The following is a 15,074-nucleotide window of genomic DNA, read 5'->3' on the forward strand; positions in this document are numbered from 1 at the left end:
TCAGCGAATTGTTCGCTAGAGGTCGAGCATTTCTTTGAGAGCTTCGACAAGTAAGTCCATCTGGGGTTTGGAATTGTAACCCTGGGCGGACACGCGCACGATTGAATGGGACTTCCAGTTCAACACTGGAATTTCAATTCTGTACCTGTCCATCAATTCTTGCTGGAACTTTGGCGGCTCCGCGATATGGGGAACTGGCATCGCGACCATTTGCGGCGCGCTGAACTGCGGCGCGCTGAGCGGCGTCAGGCCGGTGAGCTTTTGCACCCGCGCTGCGGTCTCGTGCGCCAGCTGCTGGCACTGGCGCGCGACGCTGTCCCAGTCATGCTCGCGGCGGAACGCAATGGCGTCGGCAACGGCCAACATGGGGGCAGGATCGCGCGTGCCCATCACTTCGTTTTCGTCGATGAAGGGGCTATTGCCGAAGGTGCCCTTGGCACCGGGCTGCTTGGACTCGGCGGTCCAGCCATGGCCGATCACCAGCGGGTTGAGCAGGTGCTGCAATTCGGGGCGGGCATAGAGGAAAGCTGAGCCCTTGGGGGCCATCAGCCACTTGTGGCAGTTGGAGGCGTAGAAATCGGCGCCCAGCGCTTCCATATCGAGTGGCACATGGCCCAGCGTGTGTGCGCCGTCGATGACGCTATAGATGCCGCGCTTGCGCGCCTCGGCCACGGCGCGCTCGATGGGGAAATAGAGCGCAGTGGGCGAGGTGATGTGGCTGAGGAACAGCACCTTGGTCCGATCGGTCATCGCGCCAATGATGGTGTCGGTGAACTGGCTTTCCTCAAGCAGGGGAATGGGAATGTCGACGACGACGATCTTGGCGCCGGTGCGCCGGGCCACATAGGCCCAGGTCTTTTCCAGCGACGCATATTCATGGTCGGTGGTCAGGATTTCATCGCCTTCTTTGAGGTCTAGCGACTGGGCGACGATATTGAGGCCGAACGTGGCATTGGTGACGCCGACGACATTGTCGGGGCTGGTGCCAACCTCTGCGGCGAGCGCAACGCGCGGCATGCGCATGCGCTCGGTCAGCTCACGGGCAAGGAACGCCACGGGCTGGCGTTCCAGTTCGAGCTGGAAATCCTGATAGGCCTTGAACACCGGGCGCGGGCAGGCGCCGAACGAGCCGTGATTGAGAAACACGACGTCGTCGCCGAGCAGGAAGTGGTTGGCAAGATTATCGGACACGTTAGCGCCCCTTCTGGGTAGGATCGAGAGCATCGCGCAGGCCATCGCCGAACAGCGTGGTTGCGAGGACGGTAATGGCGAGAGCGGCGGTTGGGAACAGGGCCATGTGCCAATAGAAGAACACGAAGTTCATCCCGACATTGATCATCTGGCCCCAGCTGGGCGTGGGTGGTGGCACGCCGATGCCGAGGAAACTGAGACCAGCTTCGAGCATCATGGCGAGCGGAATGGAGAGCACAAACCCAACGATGATCGGCGAGACCGAGTTGGGGATCAGGTGGCGGCGAATGATGTACCAGGGGGAAGCGCCGAGCGCCTGCGCTGCGCGGACGAACTCCTTCTCGCGGAAGGCGCTGACCTGTGCGCGCACCAGCAGGCACACGCCGACCCAGCCAAACAGGGCCGCAACGGCAATGATGGTAACAAAGCCACCACCGGTCAAAGCGCCCAGCAGCATAGCCCCCAGCAGCGGCGGCACCACCGAGAACAGCTCGATCAGGCGCATGATGAACCAGTCTGTCTTGCCGCCGAAATAGCCGGCCAGCGCGCCGAGTGGCACGCCGATCAAGACGCTGAAGGCCGCAGCGGCAAAGCCGATGGTGAGCGAAACGCGCGCGCCATAGAGAATGCGCGTGAAGAAATCACGCCCCAGATCATCGACGCCAAACCAGTGTTCGGCCGATGGGAAGGCGAGGGAGTCCTTGAGGAAGGCCTGCGCCGTCGGATCACTCTTGCTGAGCAGCGGCGCAAAGATCGCCGCGAGGATCAGGATGAGCAACACGATGCCGCCGCCCACCGCTGCCCGATTGGCGAGAAAGCGGCGAAGGGCGAAATAGGCGGGGCTGCGCTGCACATAAGCAGGCGGCACGGCGAGGGCGACGTCAGTTTCGGTGGTCATTGCTTGTTTCCTCCGAAGCGGATGCGCGGATTGATCAGGGCATAGACGATGTCGGAGATCAGATAGGCCAGGCAGATGGCCACGGTGACCATGAGCACAAGCGCCATTTCCAGCGGATAGTCGCGGTTCTGGATGCTGGAGACGAAGTAGGAGCCAAGGCCGGGCACGCGGAACATGGATTCCACAAAGATCGAGCCGGTGGCGGTGCCGATGAACATGGGCAGGAACACGGTGACCATCGGAATGGCCGAGTTCTTGAGCACATGCTGGAAGATGATGCGGCGTTCGCTGAGGCCCTTGGCGCGGAGCGTGGTGACGAAGGGTTTGTTGATGTTGTCGAGGAACGCCGAGCGCGTGTAGCGGGCATAGGTGGCCAGCGGAATGGCGGCGTAGGCCACGATCGGCAGGATCCAGCGTTCCGGCTTGCCCCAGCCACTGGCAGGGAGCCAGTTGAGCCAGACGGCAAACACCAGGATCAGCAGCATGGAGGTGACGAACACCGGAATGGTCAGGCCCAGCGTCGCCACGGCGGACGCCAGATAGTCGATCCAGCTATTACGGTTAAGCGCGGCGGCCATGCCGAGCAGGATGCCCAGCGGCGCGCCGATCAGCACGCCGAGACCACCGAGGATCAGGCTTGGAGGCCAGGCATTGGCCAGCAGCGACAACACGGACTCTCCGGGGCTCTGATAGGGCACGCCGAAGTCGAGGCGCAGCACGCCGCCCATATAGTTCAGGTATTGCACCCAGAGCGGTTGATCGAGCCCGAGCTTGGCCATCAGCTGTTCGCGCACGGCGGCAGAGACCGGCATGTCATTGCCGTCAAAGGGGCCACCGGGCACGGCATGCATCATCAGGAAGATGATGATCGACACGGCAAAGAACGTGGCCGCGATCGAGATGAGACGTTTGATGATGAAGAGGATCATGGGTTTTCGGTCCTCAATGGGTGACGATCGCTTCGACCAGATGGCCGGGCGCGATAGTGATGAGTTGTGGCGTTTCGCCGGGCAGCGCATCGGCGATGCTGGAGCGCGACACACGCGGCGTTGCCGAGGCGATCTGCTCGGCGGTGAGGAAGGTACGGTCGCGGCGCAGGCTCGGATTGGTCACCGGAATGGCGTCGAGCAGGGCGCGCGTGTAGGGGTGCTGCGGGCTGGCAAAGAGCTGTGCGGTCGGCGCCTGTTCGACGACGCGGCCGCGATACATCACCACCACGCTATCGGTCAGCGAGCGCACGACGCTGAGGTCGTGGCTGATGAACAGCATGGAGAGGCCCATTTCCTGCTGCAGCTGCTTGAGCAGACCAATGACCTGCGCCTTGACCGAGACGTCGAGGGCCGAGGTCGGCTCGTCCGCTACCAGCACGGAGGGCCCCAGGATCAGCGCGCGAGCAATCGCTACGCGCTGGCGCTGGCCACCGGACAGTTCATGGGGATAGCGCTGGCCAAAGCTGCGATCGAGTCCGACGCGTTCGAGCCAGTCGAGGGCCATTTCTGTCTGCTGCTTGGGTGTGTGCAGGTTATGGATGTGCAGCGGCTCGGCAATGATCTGAGCCAGTGTCATGACCGGATCGAGCGCCGAATAGCTGTCCTGAAACACCACCTGCATCCGGCGGCGGAACTGCTTGAGGGCTGGGCCGTCGAGCCCGCCGATATCGGTGCCATCCACGAGGATCTCCCCGCTCGAAGGCGGGGTCAGCCGCATCGCCATCATGCCGGTCGTGCTCTTGCCGGACCCGGATTCGCCGACAAGGCCGACAATCTTGTTGCGTGGCAGCACGAGGCTCACATCGCGCACGGCGTGGAAGTCGAGATATTCATGCATGATGCGGCGACGGCGACGCACGCGGTAAGTCTTGGATAGACCGCGCAGCTCGAGCGCCGGCGCAGCAGTGTCGATGCTCTCGACGTCGGGCTGGCGCGCTTCGCCAGCGCGCAGGCTCGCGAGCAGCGACTTGGTGTAAGCCTGTTGCGGATTGTCGAAGATCTCGGCAACGCTGCCTTCTTCAACGACGCGGCCTCGATACATGACGGCGACGCGATCCACCGTTTCGGCAACGACGCCGAGATCGTGGGTGATGACGATCAGCGCCATGCCCAGCTCGGCCTGCAGCGATTTGATCAGCTGCAGGATCTGCGCCTGAATGGTGACGTCGAGCGCGGTGGTTGGCTCATCGGCGATCAGCAGCTTGGGCTGGCAGGAGAGCGCCATGGCGATCATCGCGCGCTGCAACATGCCGCCCGAAAGCTGGTGCGGGTAATAGCTGAGAACGTCTTTGGCGTTCTTGATTTCAACCTTGAGCAGCATCTGCTCGGCCTCGGCCAGAGCAGCGCGCTTTGAGGATTTGCGGTGGGTGCGGATGGTCTCGACGATCTGCTGACCGATGGTGAACACCGGGTCGAACGCCGTCATCGGGTCCTGAAAGATCATTGCCGCGGACTTGCCGCGAAGCGCTGACATGGCGCCGGTGCTGGCGTCCATCACATTGACATCGTCCAGCATCAGCCGGTCGGCCTCGACCTTGGCGGTGGAGGCGAGCAGGCGCATCAGGGCGAGACAGGTGACCGATTTGCCGGAACCGGATTCCCCGACAATGCCAAGGCTTTCGCCTTCGTTGAGCTTGAAGCTGACGTCGTGGACGGCCGTGACATCCCCACCATGCTGGCGGAAGCTCACCTTGAGGCCGCTGATATCGACAAGTGCCATTCACGTTTCTCCGTAACTTGCGCTCCCGGCCGAAACCGGGAGCGCGCAGCACTAGCGGGCTAGTTCTTGGTGATGTGGGTGTACATGTAGCTGAAGGCGCCGAACGGGGTGTAGCCGTTCTCGTTTGGCACGGTCGCATCGCCACCGATGGCGTCGCTGATGACGCTGGTGGTCAGCGGGTGCACCAGTGGCACAATCATGCCCTGATCGATCATCACCTGCTCGGCCTGCGCGTAGAGCTTGAGGCGTTCTTCCCAGACGGGATTGGAGTCGGCCTGCGCCACCAGCGCGTCATATTCGGCGACGTGGTAGTTGTGACGACCACCGTTGTAGAAGATGCCGAAGAAGTTGGACGGATCGAGATAATCGTAGCCGTAGGGCGCGATATAGAGGTTATTCTTGCGCGCCAGAAGGCCTTCCATCCAGTCCTTGCCGGGCATGATCTTGATGTTCATGGTGATCCCCAAGATCTCCTTGAACTGTGCCTGCAGGTACTGAGCAGTTGGCGGCAGGATCGCGCCATTGGCGCCACCTTCTTCACGGAACCAGATTTCCACCTCGGGGAAGCCCTTGCCGTCCGGATAACCAGCGGCGGTCATGAAGTCCTTGGCCTTCTGCGGATCGAACACGGCCTTGGCCGCCATCTCGGCATTGTAGCCAGGATAGCCGGGCGCCAGGATCGAGCCAGCGGGTGCCGCCAGATCGCGCAGCACGGTCGAGGTCAGCTCGTCGCGATTGACCGCATAGTAGAACGCGCGGCGCACGTCGACATTGTCGAAGGGCGGGGAATCCAGATCAAACGAGATGTAGGAGACGGCAAACACCGCATCCTGACGCAGATTGTCCGGCATGCGCTGACGCATCACCGGGATCTGGCCGGCATTGAGGTTGGAGATGTCGGCTTCGCCAGCCAGGAAGGCGGGCAGGCCAACTTCGGGCAAGCCGAGCGAGGAGTCGATCTCGACTTCATCCACCTGAGCCTGCCATGGGCCGGTATAGCTCTCGTTCTTTTCCAGAACGACCGTGTTGTTGGACTTCTCCCAGCTCTGAACCTTGAACGGGCCGGAGGCGACGATGGTGTCTACATTGGTCGACCAGTCTTCGCCGACCTTGTCGAACTGATGCTTAGGCGTTGGGTACCAAAGGCTCACAACGCTTGGCAGATAGGGCTTTGGCGTGACGGTGGTGACGGTGATGGTGTGATCGTCGACGGCCTTGATGCCAAGGGTGGACACGTCGGCAGTGCCGTCGGTCACTTCCTTCCAGTTGGCGATGCTGGCGGCAGTGTCCCAATACCAGGCAAAGTCATAGCCCGAGGTCGCAGCCTGCTGCAGCGAGAAGATATAGTCCGACGCCTTGAGAGGCTCGCCATCGCTCCACACGAGGCCATCGCGCAGCTTGAACGTCCAGGTCAATCCATCCTCGGACTGTTCCCAGCTTTCGGCAGCCAGCGCGGTCAGCTCGTAGTTCTTGTCGAAGCCGCTCAGCGGCACCTGCACCAGATCAGCACCCGCAGCGCGGGCGTAAACGGTGCGCATATAGTCCATATAGGTTCCGGTCGTAGACAGGCCGGGCGCGACCAGCCTGGACTGAGCCAGAGCCGGGGCAGTCAGCACGGCGGCCAGCGCCAATGCGCCACCGACCTTGAGCATGAAGTTCATTCCGTTCCTCCTAGATTGAAGAGCCAAGTTTTGTTCGCCGACAAATGCCATTGCGGGAGGATCTCATGCCCTCTCCGTTCCGGCTCGTGGATGGCTCCTGCCCCACGCTCAGCTTGCAGTCGCAGATTAAAGAAAAGTCGAATGACATATGTCTGACATATCCTTTTGGACTGAACAAGCCGGGGACGACGCGAGGGCGTTCGGCCGGTTCAAATCCCTGCTTAAGCAGGCTTTTCCGATATGCGCGACCCTAGTAGGTCGCGCGTCCACCGGACAGATCGAAGGTCGATCCGGTGGTGAATGAGTTTTCCGACGTGGCCAGCCAGCAGATCATCGCGGCAGCTTCATCGAGTTCGAGCATACGGCCGCGCGGGATCTTGGACAGGATCATCGCGAGGAATTCGGGGGCTTGGCTCAGCGCCATCGTGGTTTTGGCGACGGCAGGCGTCACGGCGTTGACCGCGATGTTGTAGCCGGCCAGTTCCTTGCCCAGCGATTTGGTGAGCGCCAGCACGCCCGCCTTGGTGGAGGAATAGGCCGGAGCGTTCGGGTTGCCCTCCTTGCCCGCCACCGAGCTCAGATTGACGATGCGGCCATAATTGGCAGCGATCATGTGGGGCACGACGGCGCGGCTGACGAGGAACGTGCCGACCAGGCCGATCTGCACCACCTTGATGAAGTCCTCGATGGGATATTCCCAGGTCGGGGCATTAGGGCCAACAATGGCAGCGTTGTTGATCAGCACATCGATCTTGCCGAAGCGGGCAATGACGGCGTCGACGGCATTGGTGACGCCATCTTTGTCGCTGATATCGACGCGCAGGGTCTGCACACGCTCGGTGCCATGCTTGGCAGTAACGGCGTCGAGCAGCTTCTGGTCGATATCCCAGATGCTGACGCGGCCGCCATTGTCCAGTATACGCTCTGCCGTGGTGAGGCCGATGCCCTGACCGCCGCCGGTGATGATCGCAATGCGACCGTCGAAATCATATGTGTTCACTGCACTATCCCTGGCTGGTTATGCCATCGCGTTGGTTTGAATGCGTCCGGCCGCCTGGGGCACGGGCGCGTCGATATGGATGAGGCCCTCGTTCTTGAGGTCGCTCCAGTAAGCGTCTGGAATGACCGCCTGCATCGAGGCGATGTTGTTGCTAATTTCAGATGGCCGCGCGGCGCCCGGAATGACCGAGACGACGGCTGGGTGCGCAACCGGAAATTGCAGCGCTGCCGATTGCAGCGTCACGCCATGGGCATCGCCCACCGCCTGAATGCGGCGCACCTTGTCCTGAATGGCGTCGGACGCAACGACATAGCCATAGCGCGCATCCGGCCCCGGCCCGGTGGCCAGAATGCCCGAGGCAAACGGCGCACCGACCACCACGCCGATATTGTCGCGCAGGCACCGCGCCAGACCATCATGCAACACGCCCTGATCGAGCAGGGTATAGGGCATGGCCAGCACGATGAAATCGAGATCGACGAGCGTTGCGATATTGTCGAGCGAGGCCGCGATATTGATGCCCATGCCGATGGCACGGATATCGCCAGCGCGCTTGAGTTCTTCCAGCGCCTTAATGCCACTGGTGGTCATGTCGTTGAGGCGCTTTTCGAACTGGTCGCCATGCGCGCCCGCATCGAGATCATGCACGAGCAGGGCGTCGATGCGGTCGGTCGCCAGGCGCTGCAGGCTTTGCTCATAGGAGCGCATGAAGCCATCATAGCTGTAGTCGAATACGCATTCGAAATTGAGCCCGCCGCCCCATGGCGCACGGTCAAATGTGTCGGGATCGGCGGGGCGACGCAGATAGCGTCCGACCTTGGTGGTCAGCACGAAATCGCGACGATCCTTATCGATCAGATAGCTGCCGGTGCGGTGTTCGCTGAGGCCATTGCCGTAAAACGGTGCGGTATCGAAATAGCGGACGCCGCCGGTCCAGCCGGCATCGAGCGTGGCCCGGGCTTCTTCGCCCGGCACGCGCCGATACATGCCGCCCAGATGGGCCGCGCCAAAACCCAGGGCGGGCAGGCGGAGGCTGGTTTTGCCAACCTGACGGGTAGGAGGGAGAGAACCTTGTTCCATCTCAGACCTTGAGCGCTGCCAGAGTGTCGAGCGTGAAGCCATGACCGAAGCCGGGCGCATCGCTTGGTACACAATAGCCGTCCACCGGCACAGCCATGCCGGGATAGCCATGGGTGCGTTCGGACGGAATGCCCGGCGCACCACCGACGAAATACTCGCCCCAGCGCGTATTGGTATTGGCATAGCTGAAGTGCTGGCCGAACGGGGTGTTCATGCCCGCGTGAAGGATCACTTCGAGCCCGGCGGCATCGGCAATCGCCGCGATGCGCTGGCAGGCGGTGAAGCCGCCGACCCAGTGAATGTCGGGTTGGAAGATATCGGCCACGCGGTCCTTGGCAGCGTCAAAGAAGGTGTGCGGCGTGTACCAGTGTTCGCCGGTCGCCAGCGTCTGCCAGGGCAGGCGATCGCGCAGGGCGCGGTGGGCGCCCATGTTTTCGGGGATCAGGCAATCTTCGATCCACTTGAGATTGTAGGGGCGCAGGCGCTCGGCCAGCCGCACGGCGAACTCTACGTCAAACGCCATCCAGCAATCGAGCATCAGTTCGACATCGCGCCCGATCAGCTGGCGCGCCTTGCCGACGAAATCCTCGTTCTTGTTGATCGCGGCGAGGCCATCGGCGGTGCCATAGGGGCAGGCGAGCTTGGTGGCGCCAAAGCCCAGCTCCATGTGCCAATCAGTGTCATTGCCGGTGGCATAGCAAAATTGCTTGTCGCGGGCGGGGCCGCCAGCCAGCTCATAAACCGGCATCTTGAGGAGGCGCCCCTTAAGGTCCCACAGCGCCAGATCGACGGCGCTGATGGCGTAGGACGCCAGCCCCGAGGAGGAATAGGGCGACGTGATGCGCATCATCATGTCGTAGAGCTTTTCCGTCGCCAGCGGATTTTCATCCAGCAGGAGCGGGCCGATATGATCATTGATCAGGCTGACCACCGGCGCGCCATAGCCGCTGCTGCCAAAGCCCCAGCTGCCATCATCGGCGGTGACGATGACGCCGACGGCCGGATAGCTGCCCAGCCAGCTCGACCGATGCGCCTTGTAGCGCGGATAGCGGGACATGGGGTTGGCGACTTCATCATTCTGGTGCCAGGCCGGGCGGCGTGCCTTCGCCTTGTTTTCCTCTTCATAGGGACCAACACCCAGGGGGTTGGTCATGGCGAAGGCCTGAATGGACGCGATCTTCATAGTGCGATGTTCCGCATGGTGAATTGGCTCAATCGAGCCGGAAAACTTCTTCGACGTGGTCGACGACCGGGGTGAGGTCCGCATGGGTTTCCATGTGCGGCGCCATCCATTCCTTCCAGCGCTGCGCCAGTTCCTCGAACGCCGCTTCGTCGGGCGTGGCGCTCTCATCGCGTTCGAGATGGGCAAACAGGGTCAACCCATGTCGATAAATCGAGTAATTGCTGATGCCCTGGGCCTTGAGCATGTCGATCATCTCGGGCCAGATTTCATCGTGCTTTTGCTTGTAGCTCGCCTCTTGGCCGGGCTTGAGCGTCATCACCCATGCGGATCGCATACCGGGCTCCTCAATTGCGTGCTGACAGGTGGGTTGGTGGCCAGCCGCCGATATAGCCAAGCGCGCGGCTGACCTGGCCGCAGGCATTGCTGAGCATATCGACCAGATGCTGCACCGACTCGCCGGGCGCCTTGTGCGACGGGCCCGAAATGCTGATCGCGCCGACCGGCTTGCCGGCGCGGTCGAAAATCGGCATGCCGACGCACATGATACCCAGCACCATTTCCTCGGCGTCGATGGCGTAGCCGCGCTGGCGAATGCGGCCCAGCTCGGCCTTGAGCGCGTCCGGGCTGGTAATGGTGTGGGCGGTAAATTCGGGCAGGGGGCCTTGGGCTACGCGCTCGATTTCGGCCTCGCTCATATAGGCCAGGATCGCCTTGGCGCTGCCGCCGCAATGCAGCGGACTGCTGGTGCCGATGCGCCAATCGAGCTGCATGCCCTCATTGCCGCGCACCTTGTCGACGCAGATGCAGTTGCCGTCGCTGAGCACGTTGAGATTGACCGTTTCGCGCGTGGCCTCGGCCATCGCGTCAAAGAACGGACGGGCGAGTCGCGGCAGCTGAATGCCGTCCATCTGCAAATCGGTGATTTCGAGCAGGCGATAAGCCAGCTGCCAGTCCCCGGCCTCGTTGCGTTCAACCACGCGTTCGGCAGCGAGATCTTCCAGCAGGCGATGGGTGGAGCCGACGGGCAGGTCGAGATGCTGCGCAACGGCACGGACGCCCATGGCGCCTTTGCGCGCCAACAGGTCCAGCACAGTTATTGCGCGTCTCACGCTCGACATGCGTGGCAATCCTCCCTCGATCCGCGTGCCATTCGGCTTCTGCGGGTGTTCCATATTTGGAACGGTGTGTTCCAATAGTAGAGCGAAGGGAAGATATGTCTGTCAACTGACAAATGTGGGGTGGAGGTTTTGGCGGATGCGCGGAGCGAGTCTCGCCCACGGATCGTCACGGAGCCGGTTCTGCCCCTAGCTATCCTCCCCACAGATCGTCACCCTCGGGCTTGACCCGAGGGCTCTTGCGGAGAGCGCTGTAAGTGAAGAACCCTCGGGTCAAGCCCGAGGGTGACGACTGGTGGGTGTGGCGGCCTTGGCGGGTCGGACTAGCGCCCGGACGACAGGCTCCGTGCCGCTGTCTCAATCGCGTTCGCGTCGATGCCGAAATGGGCATAGAGGTCGTTGACCGTGCCGGTCTGTCCGAAATGCTCGACGCCGAGCGTGATGGTGCGGTGACCCAGCACGCTCCCCAGCCAGCCCAGCGTTGCCGGATGGGCATCAATGGCGGTCACGAGGCCCGCGCGGTAGGGGATATCGGCCAAAAGCGTTTCGATATGGCTGCGGGCATCGCTGTCGCCATGCATGCGGGCGCGCTGGGCGGCGTGCCAGCCGGCATTGAGGCGGTCGGCCGAGGTGACTGCGAGGATGGCGACATTACGACGGTCGCCACCGATGGCAGCGGCCGCGGCGATGGCTTCGCTGGCCAACACGCCCTGATAGGCGATCACCACTTCGCAGCTTGGATCGGGCGCCTTGAGCCAATAGGCACCGCGAATGATGTCGTCGGCCAGTGGCTTGTCGACGGTGCGCGGGGGCTGCTCGATGCCGCGGGTGGAGAGGCGCAGATAGACCGAGCCACCGGTAACGTCGCGCGGCCAATCGGCCAGATCGGGGCGGGCATCGCCTTCGCGCTGCATATAGTCGAAGGCCCAATCCATGATAACAGAGAGCTCGTCGGCAAAGGCAGGCTCGAACGAAGCCAGCCCATCCTGCGCCATACCGATCAACGGCGAGGCGATGGACTGATGCGCGCCGCCTTCACCGGCCAGCGATACACCGGACGGCGTCGCCACGAGCAGGAACCGCGCGTCCTGATAGCAGGCATAGTTCAGCGCATCGGCGCCACGCGAAATGAACGGATCATAGAGCGTGCCGATTGGCAGCAGGCGCTCCCCGAACAATGAATGGCTGAGGCCGGCAGCGCCCAAGGCGAGGAACAAGTTCATTTCGGCAATGCCGAGTTCGAAATGCTGGCCTTCTGGCGTGAAGCGCCATTTCTGCGCCGAGGGAATGGATTCCTTCTGGAACACGTCCACCATTTCGCGGTTGGCGTAGAGATTGCGGCGGTTGACCCAGGTGCCGAGGTTTGTCGAGACGGTCACGTCGGGCGAAGTGGTGATGATGCGGCGCGCCAGCTCGCTATCGGTCTTGGCGATGGCGTCAAGAATCTTGCCGAAGGCGGTCTGGGTCGAGGTCGCGCCGGTACCAACAAACTGCGGTCCAATGGTGGGGACGGCAGGCGAGCTGAGGCGGCGCGTTTTGGAGGTGTTGAACGGCACAGTGGCGAGGAAGCGCTCAATGCCAGCCGCATCGGCCATGCCCTCGAACTTGTCCCACTCATGGCCTTCGCGCACATTCATAGACTTGCGCAGAATGTCGATCTGCGTCCCGGTCATCTGCCCGGCATGGTTGTCCTTGTGGCCAGCCAAAGGCGTTGCCCAGCCCTTGACGGTATAGGCGATGAACACGGTCGGCTTGTCACTGCCGGCGGCTTCGAACTGTTCCAGCAGGCTCTGTGTGCAATGGCCGCCCAGATTGGCCATCAGTTCGGCCAGTTGCGCATCGCTGCGGCGATTGATGAGGGCGGTGACATTGCCCTGATCGCCGATCTCGTCGAGCAGGCGCTCGCGCCATGCCGCGCCGCCACGGAACATCAGGGCGGAATAGATCGCGTTGGGGGCCGCGTCGATCCAGCTCTTGAGCTTTTCGCCGCCTGGTTCGGCAAAAGCCGCGCGTTGCAGCGCGCCATATTTGAGCGTCACGACATTCCAGTCAAAGGCACGGAAGATCGCTTCGATGCGGTCATAGAGGCCTTCGCGCACCACGCCATCAAGGCTCTGTCGATTATAGTCGATGATCCACCACGTATTACGCAGGCCATGCTTCCAGCCTTCGAGCAGGCATTCATAGACATTGCCCTCGTCGAGCTCGGCATCGCCCACCAGAGCGACCATGCGGCCCTCGGCAACATCCTTGCGCGCCCATGGCTTGGCGCGGACATAATCCTGGATCAGGGAGGCAAAGGCGGTGAAGGCCACGCCAAGGCCCACCGAGCCGGTGGAAATGTCCACGTCATCGGTGTCCTTGGTGCGCGAGGGGTAGGACTGCGCGCCGCCAAAGGCGCGGAAGTTCTCGATCTTTTCCAGGCTCTGCTTGCCGAACAGATATTGAATGGCATGGAACACCGGCGACGCGTGGGGCTTGACCGCAACCCGGTCCTCAGGGCGCAGCACGCCGAAATAGAGAGCGGCCATGATCGCGGCCATCGACGCGGACGAGGCCTGATGCCCGCCCACCTTCACGCCATCGACATTGGGACGGATATGGTTGGCGTGATGGATCATCCAATTGGAGAGCCATAGTGCCTTTTTCGTCAGTGCCTCGATCACAGCGATGCGCTGATCTGCGTCGTGCCCGCCGCCCATGCCGCCAATATCCACAAAATCCTCCCGGGTATTTTCTCGGAGTGTGCGCCTTGCCAGTGGATTGTTCTCGTCTATTCTGACCGTTCGCGCGGGTCGTTGCGCATGAAGTGATAAACTTGGGGTACTGAATTGGCGGAATCTGCCAAAACTGAGCTGACTGCGGTCGATCGCAAAATCCTGCGCGCGCTGCAGGAAGATGGCCGCATGACGGTGCAGGCCATTGCCGACCGGGTTGGCCTGTCTGCCTCGCCCTGCCTGCGCCGCATCCGGCAGATGGAAAAGGCGGGGATCATCGCCGCCTATAGCGCCACGGTGGATCAAAAGGCGGTGGGCCTGCCGGTTTCGGTGTTCATCTCGATCAAGCTGGAGCGCCAGCGCGCCCATGAACTCGATGCGTTTGGCGCGGCCATCAGCCGATGGCCCGAGGTGATGGAGTGTTACCTCATGACCGGGCAGTTCGATTTTCTGCTGCGCGTGGTCTGTGCCGACCTCGAAGCCTATGAGCATTTCCTGCGGGAAAAGCTGACCCAGGTGGAGGGCGTCGCCTCCATCGAGAGTAGCTTCTCGCTCGGCCAGGTCAAATATTCCCGAGTCTTGCCGCTGTAGCGGGGCAGGGCGCGGAACATTTGCACGGGGAGTCCCGTTCTTCATGAGTCTCAGAACCCGTGGAGTGCGTCATGCCCGTCTCGCGTCCGATCTGGAAAGGGCAGCTTCGCCTGTCGCTCGTCTCGATTGCGGTGGAGCTGTTCTCGGCCACCAAGCCCAATGCCAAGCCGAGCTTTCGCCAAATTCACGAGCCCAGCGGCAAACCCATCAACTACGAAAAGGTGGTGGCGGGGATCGGCCCTGTCGACAAAGACGAGATCATGAAGGGGTTCGAATATGAGAAGGGCGACTACGTCCTGCTCACCGATGACGAGATTGACGCCGTCAAACTGGAAACCCGCAAGACGCTGGAGCTGACCCAGTTCGTCGATGCCCATGAGATCGACCCGATCTATTTCGACAAACCCTATTTCGTGGTGCCTGCCGATGAGCTGGCGGAAGACGCCTTTCGGGTGATCCGCGACGCGCTGCGCGCCAGCAAGAAAGTCGGCCTCGGCCAGCTGGCCCTGCGCGGCAAGGAATACCTCGTGGCGGTGCAGCCCACCGGCACCGGCCTGTTGATGGAAACGCTCCATTACGAAGATGAAATCCGCAAGGCGGACCCGTTCTTTTCCTCCATATCGGCCAAAAAGGCCGATGAAGACCTGCTGGAAGTCGCGACGGCGCTGATCGACAAAAAGACCGCCAAGTTCGATGCGGGCATTTTCAAGGATCACTATCAGGCAGCCCTGCGCGAGCTGATCGGGCGCAAGCTCAAATCCAAGGGCAAGCGCGTCTCCACTAAAGAGGAAGAGCCCGAAGAACGCCCCAGCGGTTCCAATGTGGTCGACCTGATGGCCGCGCTCAAATCGAGCCTTGAAGGCACCGGCGCTCCGGGCAAGGCCGCCACCAAGCCCAAGGCCAGTCCGCGCAAGAAGGCGGTCTAGGCC

Annotated in this window: 13 protein-coding genes; 2 read left to right on the plus strand and 11 right to left on the minus strand. The window is 62.1% G+C overall.

What is annotated here, in order from left to right:
* Positions 1-15: 15 nt before the first annotated feature.
* The 11 genes from WH87_RS16760 to WH87_RS16810 form a co-directional block, all read right to left on the minus strand.
* Positions 16-1,191: an aminotransferase class V-fold PLP-dependent enzyme gene (locus WH87_RS16760; RefSeq protein WP_197410837.1), complete on the minus strand. Its 1,176-nt coding sequence runs from the start codon at positions 1,189-1,191 to the stop codon at positions 16-18.
* A gap of 1 nt (position 1,192) precedes the next feature.
* On the minus strand, positions 1,193-2,089 hold the full coding sequence (locus WH87_RS16765) for an ABC transporter permease (protein ID WP_046138992.1): 897 nt from the start codon (positions 2,087-2,089) through the stop codon (positions 1,193-1,195).
* Complete coding sequence (locus tag WH87_RS16770) at positions 2,086-3,018, minus strand: ABC transporter permease (RefSeq protein ID WP_046138991.1); 933 nt, start codon at positions 3,016-3,018, stop codon at positions 2,086-2,088. Before WH87_RS16770 ends, WH87_RS16765 begins: the two co-directional genes overlap by 4 nt.
* A gap of 13 nt (positions 3,019-3,031) precedes the next feature.
* Complete coding sequence (locus tag WH87_RS16775) at positions 3,032-4,798, minus strand: ABC transporter ATP-binding protein (RefSeq protein WP_046138990.1); 1,767 nt, start codon at positions 4,796-4,798, stop codon at positions 3,032-3,034.
* 59 nt (positions 4,799-4,857) lie between these two features.
* Positions 4,858-6,459 carry a peptide ABC transporter substrate-binding protein gene (locus WH87_RS16780; RefSeq protein ID WP_046138989.1) on the minus strand — a complete coding sequence of 534 codons (1,602 nt, stop codon included), beginning with the start codon at positions 6,457-6,459 and terminating at the stop codon, positions 4,858-4,860.
* Between the two features lie 250 nt (positions 6,460-6,709).
* A complete protein-coding gene (locus WH87_RS16785) occupies positions 6,710-7,459 on the minus strand; it encodes an SDR family NAD(P)-dependent oxidoreductase (protein WP_046138988.1) in 750 nt (249 codons plus the stop codon).
* A gap of 18 nt (positions 7,460-7,477) precedes the next feature.
* On the minus strand, positions 7,478-8,539 hold the full coding sequence (locus WH87_RS16790) for an aldo/keto reductase (RefSeq protein WP_046138987.1): 1,062 nt from the start codon (positions 8,537-8,539) through the stop codon (positions 7,478-7,480).
* 1 nt (position 8,540) lies between these two features.
* Positions 8,541-9,722 (minus strand): enolase C-terminal domain-like protein, encoded by a 1,182-nt coding sequence (locus WH87_RS16795; RefSeq protein ID WP_052726398.1) that lies wholly within the window; start codon positions 9,720-9,722, stop codon positions 8,541-8,543.
* 28 nt (positions 9,723-9,750) lie between these two features.
* On the minus strand, positions 9,751-10,056 hold the full coding sequence (locus WH87_RS16800) for an L-rhamnose mutarotase (RefSeq protein WP_046138986.1): 306 nt from the start codon (positions 10,054-10,056) through the stop codon (positions 9,751-9,753).
* Positions 10,057-10,066: 10 nt separating this feature from the next.
* A complete protein-coding gene (locus tag WH87_RS16805; protein WP_197410838.1) occupies positions 10,067-10,840 on the minus strand; it encodes an IclR family transcriptional regulator in 774 nt (257 codons plus the stop codon).
* Positions 10,841-11,160: 320 nt separating this feature from the next.
* The gene (locus WH87_RS16810; RefSeq protein ID WP_046138984.1) at positions 11,161-13,539 is read right to left on the minus strand and encodes a transketolase; all 2,379 of its coding nucleotides are present in this window, start codon (positions 13,537-13,539) and stop codon (positions 11,161-11,163) included.
* Between the two features lie 129 nt (positions 13,540-13,668).
* Between WH87_RS16810 and WH87_RS16815 the strand changes: the two genes are divergently transcribed.
* Together WH87_RS16815 and ku are read left to right on the plus strand one after the other, a co-directional pair.
* On the plus strand, positions 13,669-14,145 hold the full coding sequence (locus tag WH87_RS16815; RefSeq protein ID WP_082092761.1) for an Lrp/AsnC family transcriptional regulator: 477 nt from the start codon (positions 13,669-13,671) through the stop codon (positions 14,143-14,145).
* Positions 14,146-14,216: 71 nt separating this feature from the next.
* Positions 14,217-15,071 (plus strand): non-homologous end joining protein Ku, encoded by an 855-nt coding sequence (gene ku / locus WH87_RS16820; RefSeq protein ID WP_046138983.1) that lies wholly within the window; start codon positions 14,217-14,219, stop codon positions 15,069-15,071.
* The last annotated feature ends 3 nt before the right edge of the window (positions 15,072-15,074 follow it).

Origin of the sequence: Devosia epidermidihirudinis, from assembly GCF_000971295.1 — a bacterium.
GTDB lineage: Bacteria > Pseudomonadota > Alphaproteobacteria > Rhizobiales > Devosiaceae > Devosia > Devosia epidermidihirudinis.

Coding starts and splice junctions, on each gene's coding strand:
- WH87_RS16765 (WP_046138992.1), bottom strand. CDS start 2,089: ATGACCACCGAAACTGACGTCGCCCTCGCCGTGCCGCCTGCTTATGTG.
- WH87_RS16770 (WP_046138991.1), bottom strand. CDS start 3,018: ATGATCCTCTTCATCATCAAACGTCTCATCTCGATCGCGGCCACGTTC.
- WH87_RS16775 (WP_046138990.1), bottom strand. CDS start 4,798: ATGGCACTTGTCGATATCAGCGGCCTCAAGGTGAGCTTCCGCCAGCAT.
- WH87_RS16780 (WP_046138989.1), bottom strand. CDS start 6,459: ATGAACTTCATGCTCAAGGTCGGTGGCGCATTGGCGCTGGCCGCCGTG.
- WH87_RS16790 (WP_046138987.1), bottom strand. CDS start 8,539: ATGGAACAAGGTTCTCTCCCTCCTACCCGTCAGGTTGGCAAAACCAGC.
- WH87_RS16795 (WP_052726398.1), bottom strand. CDS start 9,722: ATGAAGATCGCGTCCATTCAGGCCTTCGCCATGACCAACCCCCTGGGT.
- WH87_RS16800 (WP_046138986.1), bottom strand. CDS start 10,056: ATGCGATCCGCATGGGTGATGACGCTCAAGCCCGGCCAAGAGGCGAGC.
- WH87_RS16805 (WP_197410838.1), bottom strand. CDS start 10,840: ATGTCGAGCGTGAGACGCGCAATAACTGTGCTGGACCTGTTGGCGCGC.
- WH87_RS16810 (WP_046138984.1), bottom strand. CDS start 13,539: ATGGGCGGCGGGCACGACGCAGATCAGCGCATCGCTGTGATCGAGGCA.
- ku (WP_046138983.1), top strand. CDS start 14,217: ATGCCCGTCTCGCGTCCGATCTGGAAAGGGCAGCTTCGCCTGTCGCTC.